We start from the raw sequence: 14104 nt of genomic DNA, 5'->3' as shown, positions 1-14104 counted from the left end.
ATAAAGCCCAACTTATTTTATAATTTTATATTTTCTTTTCGAGTGCTTCTGGTGCTGCACCATAATCATTAATAACTTCCCATTTAATTGTTCCATTAGTAGTTGAGTTATTAACGTCAAAAGTTGCACTTGAGAAAGGTGCCGCATAAGAAACATCATTAGCTTTTGTTCCGTTAAAGCTGATGCTCTGGAAATTCATAAAATACGGCGTTGGGTTTTTAACCGTAATTTTATTTCCAGATTTAGACCACACTAATTTTTTTTGCTCTTCAATAAAATTAACCTCTTTTAATGCTTTAGGGCGATAAATTAATTTCATTTGCGTTTTAAAGGCAATTTGTAGTGAGTTTTCTGTTCTTTCTGTTGCTGGGATCGTTTTTATATTTAACCAGAACAATGATTCTCTATCATTAGGTAATTTATTTTCTGTTAAAAATATTCTAAGTGCATTAGTTCTATCTGCATTTAGTCTAAATAATGGTGGTGTAATAGAGAAATCAGACTGCTTTTTTTCATCTATATTATCTATCCAAGATTGAATCAAATAAGGGATTTTATCTGGATTTTCTACACTGATGCTGACATCTTTGTTTCCCTCGTTATAAATAACACGGGTTCCACCAATAATAACACCAGCATTCGCAGTGTTTATTAGTGCTAATAAGGAAATGAAAATATAGATAATAGATTTCATAATACCACCATTGATTATTATTAGATAAGGCTTAAGTCCTTTTAAACCTTATTTATTACTTAGTTATAATTGATTGTGAAAGTTGCTGTCGCATTTGCAGGACCAGGAGTCACTGTGTCAGACTTAGCAATATAACGCGCTCTGAAATCTAAATTATTTTCCACATTTTGTTGTAATGGATATGCTTTAGAGGCAGTAAATAATGGAACAATTTTATTCGTATCATCAGTAATTTGAATACCAACGCCAGTTGCAACACCCGTTTCTTCTTTTAATTTAATAACTTCATCATCACCAATATAAGAATCAGCATCAAATTTCACTGAAGCTGTTGTTACTGTAGCAGGGCAATTAATTAATTTAATTGTAAATTTAGTTGCTGCCGCTGTACTTCCTGCGTTTGGCAATGCTTTTTTAGATACTTGTCCTAAGTTTACTTTTAGTGCATCAGAGCCAGCTGCTAATTCGCATGCTTGGTCAATGATTTCACCTGTAAAGTCGATAGTACCATCTGCTGCTAATGCATTATTAACAGCAACGATTGAGGTTGCAGCAATTAATGATGCAAGTAAGTTCTTTTTCATTTGTTTTTCTCCAAAAGATAATTATTTATTTTTCATTGAGTATATAAAAGCAATAGTTACTCAATTGAAGAGTATTTTGGGACTATTTTTTAAAATAAACAAGTTTTGTTAAAATTGGAAATATATAATCAAATATTAATGAATTTAAGTTTTTTAATTGAGTTAACACGCTATAAGAGAGGGATTGATATACTATATTGAACTAAGTCAAATATAATTTTCAATGGTTTTTTGACTAAAGTTAAATAACGATATAAAACCAAGAATAATTATAAGGAGGGATATAAGTTTAATTTATCTCTCATATGGTGATTATTTGGGGTTATACGGTTTTGACATATTAGACCACATACAGTGGATGTTGTATTTTTACTATCGAAAAATGAAATAATAGTATAGTTATCGGATTTGGTAGGTCTAAATGTGCTATATTTTGTTTTTATTGGTTAGATAAGACTAGATGTGTAGTCTTAATTTGATATGATTGAATTAAGACTACATGAGCGAAGATTATTTTTAATTGGTAAAAAAGAGCAATAGCCTAACGATATGCTATATTATTTTATTGTTAACACTATTTGTATAAATTGAAATTATGTTCTGGCGATAATAGGCTTTCAGCTTGCAATATTTTTCTTCTATTCTGTTTACTATCCATTTTGCTAACTGGTATTGGGATGGCAAAATCAATAATTAATTCCTGAATATCAAGTTCTAATATTTGAGAAATAGAATAAAGAGTATCAACATGAATTCGTATTTCTCCAAGTTCATGGCGGGATTGATGCTGTTGGCTGATCCCGAGCAATGTACTGAGTTGCTGAATACTCATGTTTTGATCTTTTCTGAGTGAGCGGATCCGTGCTCCGACAATTTTAGATGTGTTTTTTTTCATACTAATAACCAATAATGATTAAGTAAAAATACTATAAGGGGAATGATTTTTTAATTTCATTACCATTTTTAATTTTTATTTTTTCATCTTCATTAAATGAAAAAAAATAACTAATATTGACATCAAAATAATTGGAATACTGCTTTAGTCTGTCTATTGATATTCGGTTATTTCCCCGTTCATAGCGTAATTGCTGTTGTTCACTAATGCCAATGTTTTTAGCAAGGGCTATAAGAGATAGCCCTTTATCTTTACGCAATGATTTTATTTTATGGCCAATAACCGCAGAGACAGGGTAATAATTGCTCATTATTCAACCTCATTGATTTTTTATTCTTAATAAGTAAAAGAATGCCTTGTACCTTCAAGATATATCTATCAGGTATTATGGTTTCTATCTTGATTTAAATCACACGCATTCGAACTATACAGTTTTTATTTGGATATTAGTCAAGATAATAGCCAGACTTTGTTAATGATAAACAAATGTAAAATCAAGATGGCTATTAAATGAACCACTTGTCATGCCTGAGCCATAGCCTGCCATTCTCGCTGATAGCGGAATATCAACTTTGCGGGTTTGTTCATTAACGGGCACCATAATTTTTTCACCGTTTTTTATCGTGGCTTTATTTGCATGGTGGGCTAAGTTTAATGCGACGTTTTTAGCACTACCGGTATTAACAAAATAATCCGTTGTGGTTGAATCTGGTGTGCCTTTAATCTCCATAATGGCTTCCTTGGTACCCATAGGGCAATTTTTCAATTTAATTGAGAAATCAACCCACGGTGAAGTTTGTGTATCCCGAATATTCCAAGCATTGACTTTTTTCAGGTCAATGACATGATTGATGGTTTCTAATTCGCAGGGCATAACTGCGACATAACCATGTACATTGATATTAATTTGTTGGTCTGCTGCCAATGCGGGGCTGGAAGCAAGACAGAATAAAAGCACCATTTTTTTCATATTATAAGCTCCAGTTTATAAATAGGTGATGGTAGCGGTGACATTGGCTGAAATAGATCCAGCCACGACATTACCTGCCATGCTAAAAGCCCGCGCACGCAGTGGAATAGCGATATCAGATTGCCCATTTAAGGGCACTTGTAATATTTTTTGATTGCCTAACGGTGTGGCACCATCACCACTTTGTAATTGCACAGCTATATTTTGAGCAGTACCTAGGTTTTTATATAAGCTAGTCGTATCAGCCGTGTCCGCAGTACCTGCAAATGTCAGTTTGATTTGGTTGATAAATGACGAACAGTTATTTAAATGAATATCAAAATTTCTCCAGTCGGATCCTGTCTGCGCGCCATTAAATATATCAATCGGTAAACGTTTTAAGTCAATATCAATATTGTTGCCGCCAGAGATATTACAGGTAGCGGCTTTGATATTGCCTGTGAAATTTAGTGTTACAGTATCAGCTGCATTAACCAATAAGGGTTGATAAAAAATATTTATAGTTAATAGTGTGAATATTATTTTTTTCATGAAAGCCTCTATTCGTAGCGAATATTAACGGTGGCTGTTGCATTCGCACTTCCGGGAGTAATTTTGTCTGCTGTTTTAATATAGCGAGCTTTCCAGCCAAAAATATAGTCGCTTTCAGGCACATTATTTTGTTGTGTCCACTGAGTATTTAGAGGGATGGGGTTACTTGCGTTATCTAATAATTGTACTGCAACGCCTGTAGCTTTATTCGAACCACGTAAACTTAATTTACCTGTTGGTGCATTATCTATCGCGTCAGATGTGACATTGACTTTAATATTAGTGCCTGCAGCACAAGATAATTTAATTGGAATATCTATATTGCTGCTGGTATCACCGACTTTTTTAAACTGGGTATCATACCAATCACCTAGATTAATATTGTAGGTACCCTGTTTTAAAGAACAGTTAAGCACATTGATATAGATAGAGTTTGGTCTAATTGCCAAGGTTGCCGTTTTATAAAAAGTAGATCCCGCGGCTTCATTGCGATTGGATTTTGTCGCTATTATTCCACTATCTATATATCCAGATTTAGTTACCGGCCCTGTTTTGACTAGTGTGAGGGTAAAGTGACCAGCTAATCCAGCGTTAAACGCACCAAATTTAGCATTTTTGCTAATATAGTTATAGGCTGTCCGTGGAAACTGTATACTGGCAGGACATGAAGGGCAACTATCAGCCACAAATCTTACATATTGAGATATTCCATGCACATTTGTAACGAGAGGGGTTTGAGATGTTTGCCTATTAGCATAAGCATATTGGTAGTAGACCGGACCAATATTTGAGTTGTAAGAATCTAAACCGTTACACTGAGGATTGAAGTCTTTGCCTATATTATTAACATACATATCTAATGGAGCACTAGAATTTGCAATAATTGTTTTTAAGTCCCCTGTAAATGTATTGTCAAATGGAATGTTAATAATATGCTTGCCATCTATAAACGCTTCTCTAACAGGTTGACCGATAAAACAGTTGTAAGCTGCATTAGCTTTACCTGCTATTAAAATAATAGTTGTGGTGAATAACACTATAAATTTCATTACGTATTTCCCTCTTATCGGCATACCGCAGTAGTTTTATATAACCCCATATAATCCGAAACACCGGCTAAGTTATAATTAACCTGACACTGTTGTTTCTCGTTATATTGAATAATAAAGTTCCCACTCTCAGTTAAACCGGATAAATAAACTTCGCCATTATTACCCACTAGATTATTTAATTGTGGGTTATCTTTAAATATGGCTTGTGCGCCGAATGGTACGGGCTTCCCATCTGCAAAATTCAATACCATAATGGCGCGATAACCGACATTGGCAGTGAAACTGGATTTCACTAGCGCTCCACGGCTTGGGGAGACAGACTGGCTAGTGAGTTCCATTTCTGTGTTGTCAGGTAACGCCGAGGTATCAATATCGATGGTATTTTTGCGGTAAGCGGTGACGTACGGCACTAACGCATAACCTTGGTTATTGGTTACTACACCCGCTTGGTTTAATATGGGAACATTCCCTGCATCAGGCACTTCTACCAGCGCAGCAGTCTCACCCAGTTGTTGCCCTAACACTAACCCGCCCGGGTGAGCGACAAGGCTGCCGTTAGTTCCGTAGTACAGGTTATAGTTATCTTTGCTATAGCTAGCACCACCAGAAATTTCACCATACCTGCCTTTATAGGTGGAGTTCGCATTACCAGAACTGCCTTGCCCCTGATCGGCTAAACTTTGTTGCATGCTCCAATTTAAACGGTTGTTCAGGTGAGATGCTGATACACCGATGCTACTCGAACTGGAGTCTCGGCTACTGTGGTTACTGGCAAAGTTAATGTAGGCGGTATCTTCAAACAAACTGAACGGAATATTGACCGAAAAAGTAAATAAATGGTCTTCATCACTGTATTTTTTTGCCCCAGCACTCTGCGAATAGCTGCTGGTATTCTTGTTATAGGTGTAATTCAGCCCGTAACTGATCCCTTGCCAGCTATTGTTATAGCCAAGGGTTGCTGACTGTGTTTTGCGGTCACTATTCCAATAATCTTCATTAATATAACCCATTGAAATAGAACCGTAAGTATCCCCTAGGTTTTGGCTGAGGGTGATTTCACCGCGATTACGGCGGCGTTCGATTTCAGGAGTGTAAGTGGTATCACGGAAGGTATCAAACACCTCGGATAAACTGTAATACCCTTGGGTCGAATAGCGGTAACCTGCCAAAGCAATATTGGTGCCGATATCATTGAGGTTTTTGTTATATCTAAAGCGGTAAGACTGACCACGTTCTTTGCTGTCATCACGCATTTTGGCGTGAGATTGGGTAATATCAATAGACAGCGCCCCGAAGCGCCCCAAGTTTTGCCCAGCACCTATCGAATAAGATTGGTATTTTTCACTGAACTGACTTCCTCCGAACATAGTGATGCCATAGGGTAAACCGTATACCAAAGTGAACTGACCAAATTTGGTTTTATCTACATGGCTATCATATGAACGGTATTCACCTGCGGTGGTGCTATAAGATAAATAACCCTCACGTTGCAGCACGGGGAGTGAGGCAAAGGGTACAATTTGCACCTGTTCGCTGCCGTTCGACTCTTTTATCGTCACATGTAAGTCACCGCTGCTGCCGGTTGGATAGAGGTCAGTGATTTCAAAGGGGCCTGCTGCCACATCGGTTTGGTAGATGGTGTAACCGTTTTGGCGAATGGTAACCTGTGCGTTGCTGCGAGCTATCCCGCGCACGACTGGCGCATAGCCACGCAGACTTTCAGGGTACATATCATCATCGGTGGCGAGCTGAGCCCCACGAAACGGTACACTGTCAAATACGTCTGACGGAGATACGCTGTCTCCCAAGGTTAGTTGGCTTTTTATGCGGTTGATCCCACGGGAGGCGTAAGTATAAATAGTATCCCATTTATTGGGCTGCCCTGTGCTGTTGGACCACGTGGTATAGTTGCGCAAACGCCATGCCCCAATATTTAAGCCGGGGCGTAAATTGACGTAGTTTGAGGTGGTGTCTTCTCCACCTTTACGATCGGTATTTTTAGAACCGCTATAGCTGTAATTCAGTAATAGAGCGGTAATACCGTTATCGATATCTGCAAGGTCAACATAACCCCTCGGGTTTTTCGCCAGCGCGATTTGCGGAATACTGAGGTATAACCGCTGTGAATCAAATTCAAATTGGCTTGTTGCGTCAGGAATGATTGCTAAATTGACGCAGCCTGTTTGGCTATTTTGTAGCTCAGGATAATCTGCAATTTTAATGTCGAAGCTTTTTAAATCATCCAGTGTTAAACAGGGAACAAGTTTATTCTCGGTATTTTTATCAAACTTTAAACTTTTTGCTCCGATTAAGTTGGTATTGACATAAATATCAACGTAATAATTACCAGCCAATTGTTGGTTATTTTCAAATTGGCTTAAATCGACCGCATCTTTATTGGGTAACTCTAAGAAATCAGGATCAAAATAGATATTTCCCTCTGTTGTATTATTGCCGATGGCATTTTCAGCGTATAAAGGTACCGTATAGCCTAAATAAATAAGTAGGCTAAAGCATATTTTATTTATTCTCATTTTAACAACCTAAATCAATTTTGGGCTATATTTTCGCTTCAGCCAGTTCAGATGCAGAGCCGTAGTCATTAATGACTTCCCATTTCACCGTGCCATGAGTGGCAGCATCGTTAATCTCAAAAGAAGTGCTAGAAAACGGTGCAGCATAAGAGACGTCATTCGCCTTTTTACCGTTAAAGGTTATGCTTTGGAAATTCATAAAATACGGCGTCGGGTTTTTTACCGTAATCATATTGCCTGTTTTTGACCAAGTTAATTTTTTTTGTTCTTCAACAAAATCAACGTTTTTAATTGCAGAAGGACGATAAATTAATTTCATTTGTGTTTTAAAGGCAATTTGTAATGAATTTTCCGTGCGCTCTGTTGCTGGGATCGTTTTTATATTTAACCAAAATAATGATTCTTTATCTGTCGGTAAGGTATTCTCGGTTAAAAATATTCTTAACGCATTGGTTTTATCTGCATTTAATCTAAATAATGGTGGTGTAATGGTAAATGCGGATTGCTTATTTTCATCAATACCATCAATCCATGATTGAATTAAATAAGGAATTTTATCAGGGTTTTCGACACTAATACTGACATCTTTATTTCCCTCATTATAAATAACACGGGTGCCGCCAATAATAACGCCTGCATGGGCTAAATTAATCAATAAAAATGAAGAAATAAAAAAATAAACTAAGCGTTTCATATTAGTACCATTGAATAGAGGAATAAGGTTTAAATCCCTTTAAACCCTAAAAGCCAATTAGTTATAATTGATAGTGAAGGTTGCGGTTGAGTTTGCTTGACCAACGCCAACGCTATCAGACATTGCAATATAACGAGCAGTAAAATCTAAATTATTTACTGTCTTTTCTTTTAATGCATACGCACTAGATTCAGTAAATAACGGAACGGTTGTTCCGGTGACGTCCTGAATTTGAATACCAACGTTTTGTGCTGTTGTCGCAGCAGTAGGGTCGGTTAACTGGAGTACACTATTATCACCTGCGTAACTGGTGGCATCAAATTTAACCGTTGCGCTAGTCACGGTTTGCGGGCAGTTTTCTAATTTGATAGTAAATTTAGTTGCTGCTGCCGTGCTACCTGTACTCGGTAATGCCGTTTTAGCGATTTTTCCTAAGTTCACGGTAAATGCATCAGAACCAGTTGCAAACTGACAAGCCTGGTCGGTAATTTCACCCGTAAAATCGATAGTTCCATCAGCCGCTAATACATTATTAATGGCAAAAACAGACGATGCCGCAATTAAATAGGCAAAGACATTTTTTTTCATTTATTACTCTCCAAGAGGATATTTATATGATGAGATTGAGTCAGTGAATATATTCAATTACTCAACTGGTGAGTATTTTGGCTTTTATTTTAAAAATAAACAATATGAGAGTAATTTAGGTTTAATGCCCTTTTGAGGTGTCATTTTTATATCTTGTATTTGATATTCACATTATAGGTTGTGGGTTTTTTGTGGATATTTTAATAAATGTTGGTTTTTCAATATTGGGATTTTTTCTGAAGATAAAAATAAAAATTAAATAATTAAATTAGTTTTAAGTTGGTGTTTTTTTGTTATTACTTAACGCATGATGTGTTTTTGTGGTGTTTAATATCATTACATTATTTTAATTTTTTTATTTTAAAGTAAAAATAGTCTAAAATGTACTGTAATAAAAGTATAATCTTAAAACTATCATCATTAATAGTAATTTATTTAACGTTTAAATATCTTTTTCTGATGCGAGTTAGTTTGGAATTATTGAATATTAAGATAAGCATGAAATAATAAATTAAGTCACGCTTATCTTAATAGGATAGTCAATTGGGGGGTTATTCAATTCCTAGCTCTTTTAATTTACGAGTTAGTGTATTTCTTCCCCAGCCTAATAAACGGGCGGCTTCTTGTTTATGGCCATTGGTGTATTTTAACGCGCAATTTAGCATTGTACGCTCAAGTAAGGGGATGGTTTGTGCAAAGAGATCTTCTTTACCCTCCATTAATGCGTTATCAGTCCACTCTTCAAGTAGTTCAAACCACTGAGCAGCAGAACTAGGATTGTGTGATGATAACGATTGTGTTGGTATGGCGTCGGTTTGCGATGATTTTACCACTGTATTTTGTTGTGGATGCTCTTCAAGCAAATCATCGGGCAAATCTTGCGGTAAGATTTCTTGGCTTGCTGCCATCACGGTTAACCAACGGCAGACATTCTCCAATTGGCGAACGTTACCCGACCAGTAATAGCGTTGAAGAATTTTTTCGCTGTCAGGGTGGAGAACTTTAGCCTCGACACCGAGTTCTTTCGCCGTATTTTGTAGAAAATAATTGGCGAGACGTGGGATATCTTCAGTGCGTTCACGTAATGGCGGTAATTGCACTCGAATGACATTTAACCGGTGAAATAAGTCTTCACGAAATAAGCCTTCTTTAACCCGTTTTTCAAGGTCTTGGTGGGTGGCGGCAATAATCCGCACATCCACATTAACTGGGGTATAACCGCCAATACGATAGAATTGGCCTTCCGCCAGAACGCGTAATAAGCGAGTTTGTACATCAAGTGGCATATCACCGATTTCATCTAGAAACAGAGATCCATGGTTAGCTTGCTCAAATCGCCCTTGACGTACTTGATTCGCACCCGTAAATGCGCCTTTTTCGTGGCCGAATAGCTCAGATTCAATTAAATCTTTGGGAATGGCGGCCATATTTAATGCAATAAAAGGGGCATCAGCACGGGGGCTGTGCTGATGTAGTGCGTGGGCAACTAACTCTTTCCCTGTTCCTGATTCACCATTAATAAGCACACTAATTGATGAGCGCGATAAACGACCAATAATGCGATAAACCTCTTGCATAGCCGGTGCTTCTCCGATCATGGTCGAAGAGACAACAGGAGCGGGCTGTTTAGCTTCACGGCCAGTATGGTTTTGTTCACGGCTATGATTCAGAGCGCGTTCGACTAATGCGACGGTTTCATCAATATCGAAAGGTTTTGGTAAGTAATCAAAGGCACCTGACTGGTAGGCATTTACGGCAGCATCAAGGTCAGAGTGTGCTGTCATGATAATAATCGGCAGGAGGGGATATGATTGTTTGATGGTATTCAGCAGTTCAATACCATTTGTGCCTGGCATACGGATATCAGATAACAACACATCAGGGAGTGAATTTTCTAATGCGGCGAGTACAGCGTCCGCACTGTCAAAGCAGGTGCAAGCGAACTTTGCATTATCTAATGCACGCTCAAGTACCCAACGGATGGAGCTATCGTCATCAACCACCCAAATTTTTCCCTGCGTCATGGTTATCTCCTATTTCTTAATTGGTAGATAAATGGAAAACTCAGTGTGACCTGGCCAACTGGTGAACTCGATTTTTCCTGCGTGTTGGTCGACTAAACTGCGGGCAATTGATAGGCCAAGTCCGGTCCCATCAGGCCGTCCACTCACCATGGGATAAAACAACGTATCCTGAATTGCCAATGGAATACCGGGACCGTTATCTTCAATATCAATACGTGCAGCTAATCGATAACGCTCGCCTTGCAGTGTGACTTGAAAAGCAGTTCGTGTACGCAAGGTGATATAACCCCCCGTTTCAGCGAGAGCTTGTAATGCGTTTCGGGTGATATTTAGAAGCACTTGCTCGATTTGGTCTGGGTAATACTCTAATTCGGGCAGGCTTGGGTCATAGTCACGAATTAATGTCACGTTATCGGGTTTTTCTAATGACACCAACCGCGTTACATTTTCCATAATATGATGGATACTTTGCTGTGTTTTCGGCCCTGGATATTGTGGGCCAAGCAGCCGATCAACCAGTGCTCGCAGGCGGTCAGCCTGTTCGATAATCACTTGAGTATATTCATTTAATTGTGGGGCAGGCAGCGCTTTAGATAGCAATTGCGCAGCGCCTCGCAAACCTCCGAGAGGGTTTTTGATTTCGTGAGCAAGCCCACGGATCAGTTCGCGGGCGGCCAATTGCTGGGCATTCTGTGCGAGTTCTTGGCTCAAGCGCCGTTGGCTATCTAACTGTGAAAGCTCAACTAAAATAAATTGCTCTGAAAAAGGCTGTGCGCTGAATGACATCACATGGGAATGGTTGTTAAACACTAAGGTGACTTCATTTTCGGTAAAACTATGGCCTTCTTTTAAGCTATTGAGCATGAGTTCATCATTGAGTGAACAATAACTGAATAACAGTGGTAGAGGCGTACCGTATAGCTTGCGCTGGCTTTGGGTTAAGATCTGGAGTGCAGCATGGTTGGCGTAATGGATAACCAAATCGTAATCCAAAATTAGCACGCTATTAATGAGGGAGTCGAGAATGTGTTCCGGTGCTGGCAAATGTTCGGTTTTCATGTAATGTTGCTCCTGCACTATTTTGGTGCATTATACCTGATAGACCAAACAACCGATATTTGATTTTTGTTGCGTAAATACGTTAGAGATAAAAGGCCCCATCAAAAGATGGGGCAAGTGCTTCACGGCAACAAAGACTAACAGTGGAACGGCGTGTTACACACTGTAGTACATTTCAAATTCGAGAGGGTGTGGTGCCATACGAACACGCTGGATGTCGGCACGGGTTAATTCAATATACGCATCGATAGCGTCATTAGTGAATACACCACCACGGGTTAAGAATTCACGGTCTTTATCTAATTCCGCTAACGCTTCGTCTAAAGAGCCTGAAACAGTTGGAATTTCTTTGGCTTCTTCTGGTGGTAAGTCATATAAATTTTTGTCCATCGCATCACCAGGGTGGATCTTGTTAATGATGCCATCAAGGCCTGCCATTAACTGAGCAGCAAACGCTAAATATGGGTTAGCAGCTGGATCTGGGAAGCGAACTTCAATACGACGTGCTTTCGTGCTCGCAACGACTGGAATACGAATCGAAGCAGAGCGGTTACGTGCAGAATATGCCAACATTACAGGTGCTTCAAAGCCCGGAACTAAGCGTTTGTATGAGTTAGTTGTTGGGTTTGTAAATGCGTTCAGCGCACGTGCATGCTTAATAATACCGCCAATGTAATACAGCGCCATTTCGGATAAACCACCGTATTTGTCACCTGCGAACAGGTTAACACCGCCTTTAGATAAAGACATATGGCAGTGCATACCAGAGCCGTTATCACCCACTAAAGGTTTTGGCATAAAGGTCGCTGTTTTGCCGTAGGCATGGGCAACATTGTGAACAACATATTTATAAATCTGGGTTTCATCCGCTTTTTTCGTCATGGTATTAAAGCGGGTTGCGACTTCGTTTTGCCCAGCGGTTGCCACTTCATGGTGGTGAGCTTCAACAACCAAGCCCATCTCTTCCATAGTGGTACACATAGCTGAACGCAAGTCTTGTGATGAATCAACTGGTGGAACTGGGAAATAACCGCCTTTTACTGCAGGGCGATGGCCTTTATTACCACCTTCGTATTTGGTTCCCGTATTCCATGCCGCTTCGATATCATCGATATGGTAGTAGCTACCGTGCATGTTGTTGCCAAAACGAATGTCATCAAAAACGAAAAATTCAGGTTCTGGCCCAAAGAGAACGATATCGGCGATCCCACTTGAGCGCAGGAAATCTTCTGCACGTTTTGAAATTGAACGCGGGTCTCTGTCATAACCTTGCATAGTGCCCGGTTCTAAAATGTCACAGCGTATAATTAACGTAATATCTGCAAAGAACGGGTCTAACATTGCAGTTGATGGGTCTGGCATTAATACCATGTCTGACTCATTGATGCCTTTCCAGCCACCAATAGATGAACCATCAAACATCTGGCCTTCTTCAAAGAAGTCTTCGTCAACTTGATGAGCAGGGATAGTGATGTGTTGCTCTTTACCTTTAGTGTCGGTAAAACGCAGATCAATAAATCTAACATTGTGCTCTTTAATTAACGATAAAACATGTTCAGCGGACATCTCGGCTCTCCTGGTCGGGTCTAATCAACAAATCACAAGCTATCATTTGACAGTATGTCTGTTGTTTGTCTGGCGTGTTAGTTATATAAAATTAGTTATATAAAAATAGTTAGCACGCGCTCTATAAATAGATAAGCGAAAAGCGTGCCAACTTTTTAATTATAGTAAATACTGATTGTTACGTGTGGACGAAGGGAGCCATCTAGCTTTCTTTATATGTAATGCACTAGTTTGGTGCTAATGGTTCTGTTTTTGCACCAAATTGGTGCGAATGGCGTTTATAGATGAGAATTCAAATAAAAAATTAGCATTGTGCTCTGCTAGAGCACAATGCTGACGAGATAAAAAAGAAATAAGGTTGCTCAAGGTGAAACAGCAACATTAATCTTCATCGCTATTTGTTAATAACGTATTCACTTCTTCAATTTGTTTTACTGCATCATTGATAATTGAGGCAATTTGGCGAGTTTGTTCTTCATTTAGCTGTTTTAAAACCATTTTGTGACGTAATAATGCTTTAAAGCGACTAACAGCCATTTCAATGTCTTCCGCCAAATTACTGCCTTGTTGCATATCACGCGCTTTTGCTAGTTTGCGAGCAATAACAGCTTCAATTTCTTTATTTTGAGCTAGATGGGCTGCTCCCTCAGGAGTAATGGTAAAACTTTTGCGATTACGCTCAACAATCTGAGACTCTAGGAAGCCTTGTTCTTCTAACAGTGTTAGAGTTGGATAAATAACACCGGGACTAGGCACATATAAGCCATTTGAGGCTTCTTGAATATCTTTGATAATTTCGTAGCCATAGCTTGGTTTTTTAGCGACTAACGAAAGTACCATAATATGAAGATCACCATGGTCGAATAAACGACGCAGCCCTTTGCCTCTTCCACGGCCTCTTTGGCGGTCATCG

At 38.9% G+C, this 14104-nt stretch carries 14 protein-coding genes; all 14 read right to left on the bottom strand.

Going from position 1 to position 14104, the window contains the following annotated elements:
- Positions 1-25: 25 nt before the first annotated feature.
- A complete protein-coding gene (locus PR800_RS08420; RefSeq protein ID WP_195698051.1) occupies positions 26-694 on the bottom strand; it encodes a fimbrial biogenesis chaperone in 669 nt (222 codons plus the stop codon).
- Positions 695-753: 59 nt separating this feature from the next.
- Positions 754-1278, bottom strand: a complete 525-nt coding sequence (locus PR800_RS08415; RefSeq protein WP_102138834.1) for a fimbrial protein — start codon at positions 1276-1278, stop codon at positions 754-756.
- Between the two features lie 574 nt (positions 1279-1852).
- Complete coding sequence (locus PR800_RS08410; protein WP_195698052.1) at positions 1853-2173, bottom strand: helix-turn-helix domain-containing protein; 321 nt, start codon at positions 2171-2173, stop codon at positions 1853-1855.
- A 31-nt stretch (positions 2174-2204) separates the two neighbouring features.
- Positions 2205-2483, bottom strand: a complete 279-nt coding sequence (locus PR800_RS08405) for a helix-turn-helix domain-containing protein (protein ID WP_195698053.1) — start codon at positions 2481-2483, stop codon at positions 2205-2207.
- A 162-nt stretch (positions 2484-2645) separates the two neighbouring features.
- Positions 2646-3143: a fimbrial protein gene (locus PR800_RS08400; RefSeq protein ID WP_102138837.1), complete on the bottom strand. Its 498-nt coding sequence runs from the start codon at positions 3141-3143 to the stop codon at positions 2646-2648.
- Positions 3144-3158: 15 nt separating this feature from the next.
- On the bottom strand, positions 3159-3674 hold the full coding sequence (locus PR800_RS08395) for a fimbrial protein (RefSeq protein ID WP_166265975.1): 516 nt from the start codon (positions 3672-3674) through the stop codon (positions 3159-3161).
- Between the two features lie 8 nt (positions 3675-3682).
- A complete protein-coding gene (locus PR800_RS08390) occupies positions 3683-4723 on the bottom strand; it encodes a fimbrial protein (protein WP_229597507.1) in 1041 nt (346 codons plus the stop codon).
- Positions 4724-4737: 14 nt separating this feature from the next.
- On the bottom strand, positions 4738-7260 hold the full coding sequence (locus PR800_RS08385; RefSeq protein WP_210844128.1) for a fimbria/pilus outer membrane usher protein: 2523 nt from the start codon (positions 7258-7260) through the stop codon (positions 4738-4740).
- 25 nt (positions 7261-7285) lie between these two features.
- A complete protein-coding gene (locus PR800_RS08380; RefSeq protein ID WP_102138840.1) occupies positions 7286-7954 on the bottom strand; it encodes a fimbrial biogenesis chaperone in 669 nt (222 codons plus the stop codon).
- Between the two features lie 57 nt (positions 7955-8011).
- Positions 8012-8542, bottom strand: a complete 531-nt coding sequence (locus PR800_RS08375) for a fimbrial protein (RefSeq protein ID WP_102138841.1) — start codon at positions 8540-8542, stop codon at positions 8012-8014.
- Positions 8543-9093: 551 nt separating this feature from the next.
- Positions 9094-10566 (bottom strand): nitrogen regulation protein NR(I), encoded by a 1473-nt coding sequence (gene glnG / locus PR800_RS08370; RefSeq protein ID WP_102138842.1) that lies wholly within the window; start codon positions 10564-10566, stop codon positions 9094-9096.
- Positions 10567-10575: 9 nt separating this feature from the next.
- Positions 10576-11625: a nitrogen regulation protein NR(II) gene (gene glnL, locus PR800_RS08365; RefSeq protein WP_239978489.1), complete on the bottom strand. Its 1050-nt coding sequence runs from the start codon at positions 11623-11625 to the stop codon at positions 10576-10578.
- Between the two features lie 156 nt (positions 11626-11781).
- Positions 11782-13191 (bottom strand): glutamate--ammonia ligase, encoded by a 1410-nt coding sequence (gene glnA, locus PR800_RS08360; RefSeq protein ID WP_004262716.1) that lies wholly within the window; start codon positions 13189-13191, stop codon positions 11782-11784.
- A 381-nt stretch (positions 13192-13572) separates the two neighbouring features.
- Positions 13573-14104 (bottom strand): PadR family transcriptional regulator (locus tag PR800_RS08355; protein ID WP_272530555.1); only part of this gene is annotated, 532 nt, incomplete at its 5' end.

The sequence above is a fragment of the Providencia sp. PROV205 genome, from assembly GCF_028479505.1.
Lineage (GTDB): Bacteria > Pseudomonadota > Gammaproteobacteria > Enterobacterales > Enterobacteriaceae > Providencia > Providencia huaxiensis.
Note: the sequence above shows the minus strand (reverse complement) of the source record. Positions and strands in the feature narration are given on the sequence as shown.

Bases quoted from the DNA above. Each gene is read 5' to 3' on its own strand.
- PR800_RS08420 (WP_195698051.1), bottom strand. From the start codon at position 694: ATGAAATCTATTATCTATATTTTCATTTCCTTATTAGCACTAATAAAC.
- PR800_RS08415 (WP_102138834.1), bottom strand. From the start codon at position 1,278: ATGAAAAAGAACTTACTTGCATCATTAATTGCTGCAACCTCAATCGTT.
- PR800_RS08410 (WP_195698052.1), bottom strand. From the start codon at position 2,173: ATGAAAAAAAACACATCTAAAATTGTCGGAGCACGGATCCGCTCACTC.
- PR800_RS08405 (WP_195698053.1), bottom strand. From the start codon at position 2,483: ATGAGCAATTATTACCCTGTCTCTGCGGTTATTGGCCATAAAATAAAA.
- PR800_RS08400 (WP_102138837.1), bottom strand. From the start codon at position 3,143: ATGAAAAAAATGGTGCTTTTATTCTGTCTTGCTTCCAGCCCCGCATTG.
- PR800_RS08395 (WP_166265975.1), bottom strand. From the start codon at position 3,674: ATGAAAAAAATAATATTCACACTATTAACTATAAATATTTTTTATCAA.
- PR800_RS08390 (WP_229597507.1), bottom strand. From the start codon at position 4,723: ATGAAATTTATAGTGTTATTCACCACAACTATTATTTTAATAGCAGGT.
- PR800_RS08385 (WP_210844128.1), bottom strand. From the start codon at position 7,260: ATGAGAATAAATAAAATATGCTTTAGCCTACTTATTTATTTAGGCTAT.
- PR800_RS08380 (WP_102138840.1), bottom strand. From the start codon at position 7,954: ATGAAACGCTTAGTTTATTTTTTTATTTCTTCATTTTTATTGATTAAT.
- PR800_RS08375 (WP_102138841.1), bottom strand. From the start codon at position 8,542: ATGAAAAAAAATGTCTTTGCCTATTTAATTGCGGCATCGTCTGTTTTT.
- glnG (WP_102138842.1), bottom strand. From the start codon at position 10,566: ATGACGCAGGGAAAAATTTGGGTGGTTGATGACGATAGCTCCATCCGT.
- glnL (WP_239978489.1), bottom strand. From the start codon at position 11,625: ATGAAAACCGAACATTTGCCAGCACCGGAACACATTCTCGACTCCCTC.
- glnA (WP_004262716.1), bottom strand. From the start codon at position 13,191: ATGTCCGCTGAACATGTTTTATCGTTAATTAAAGAGCACAATGTTAGA.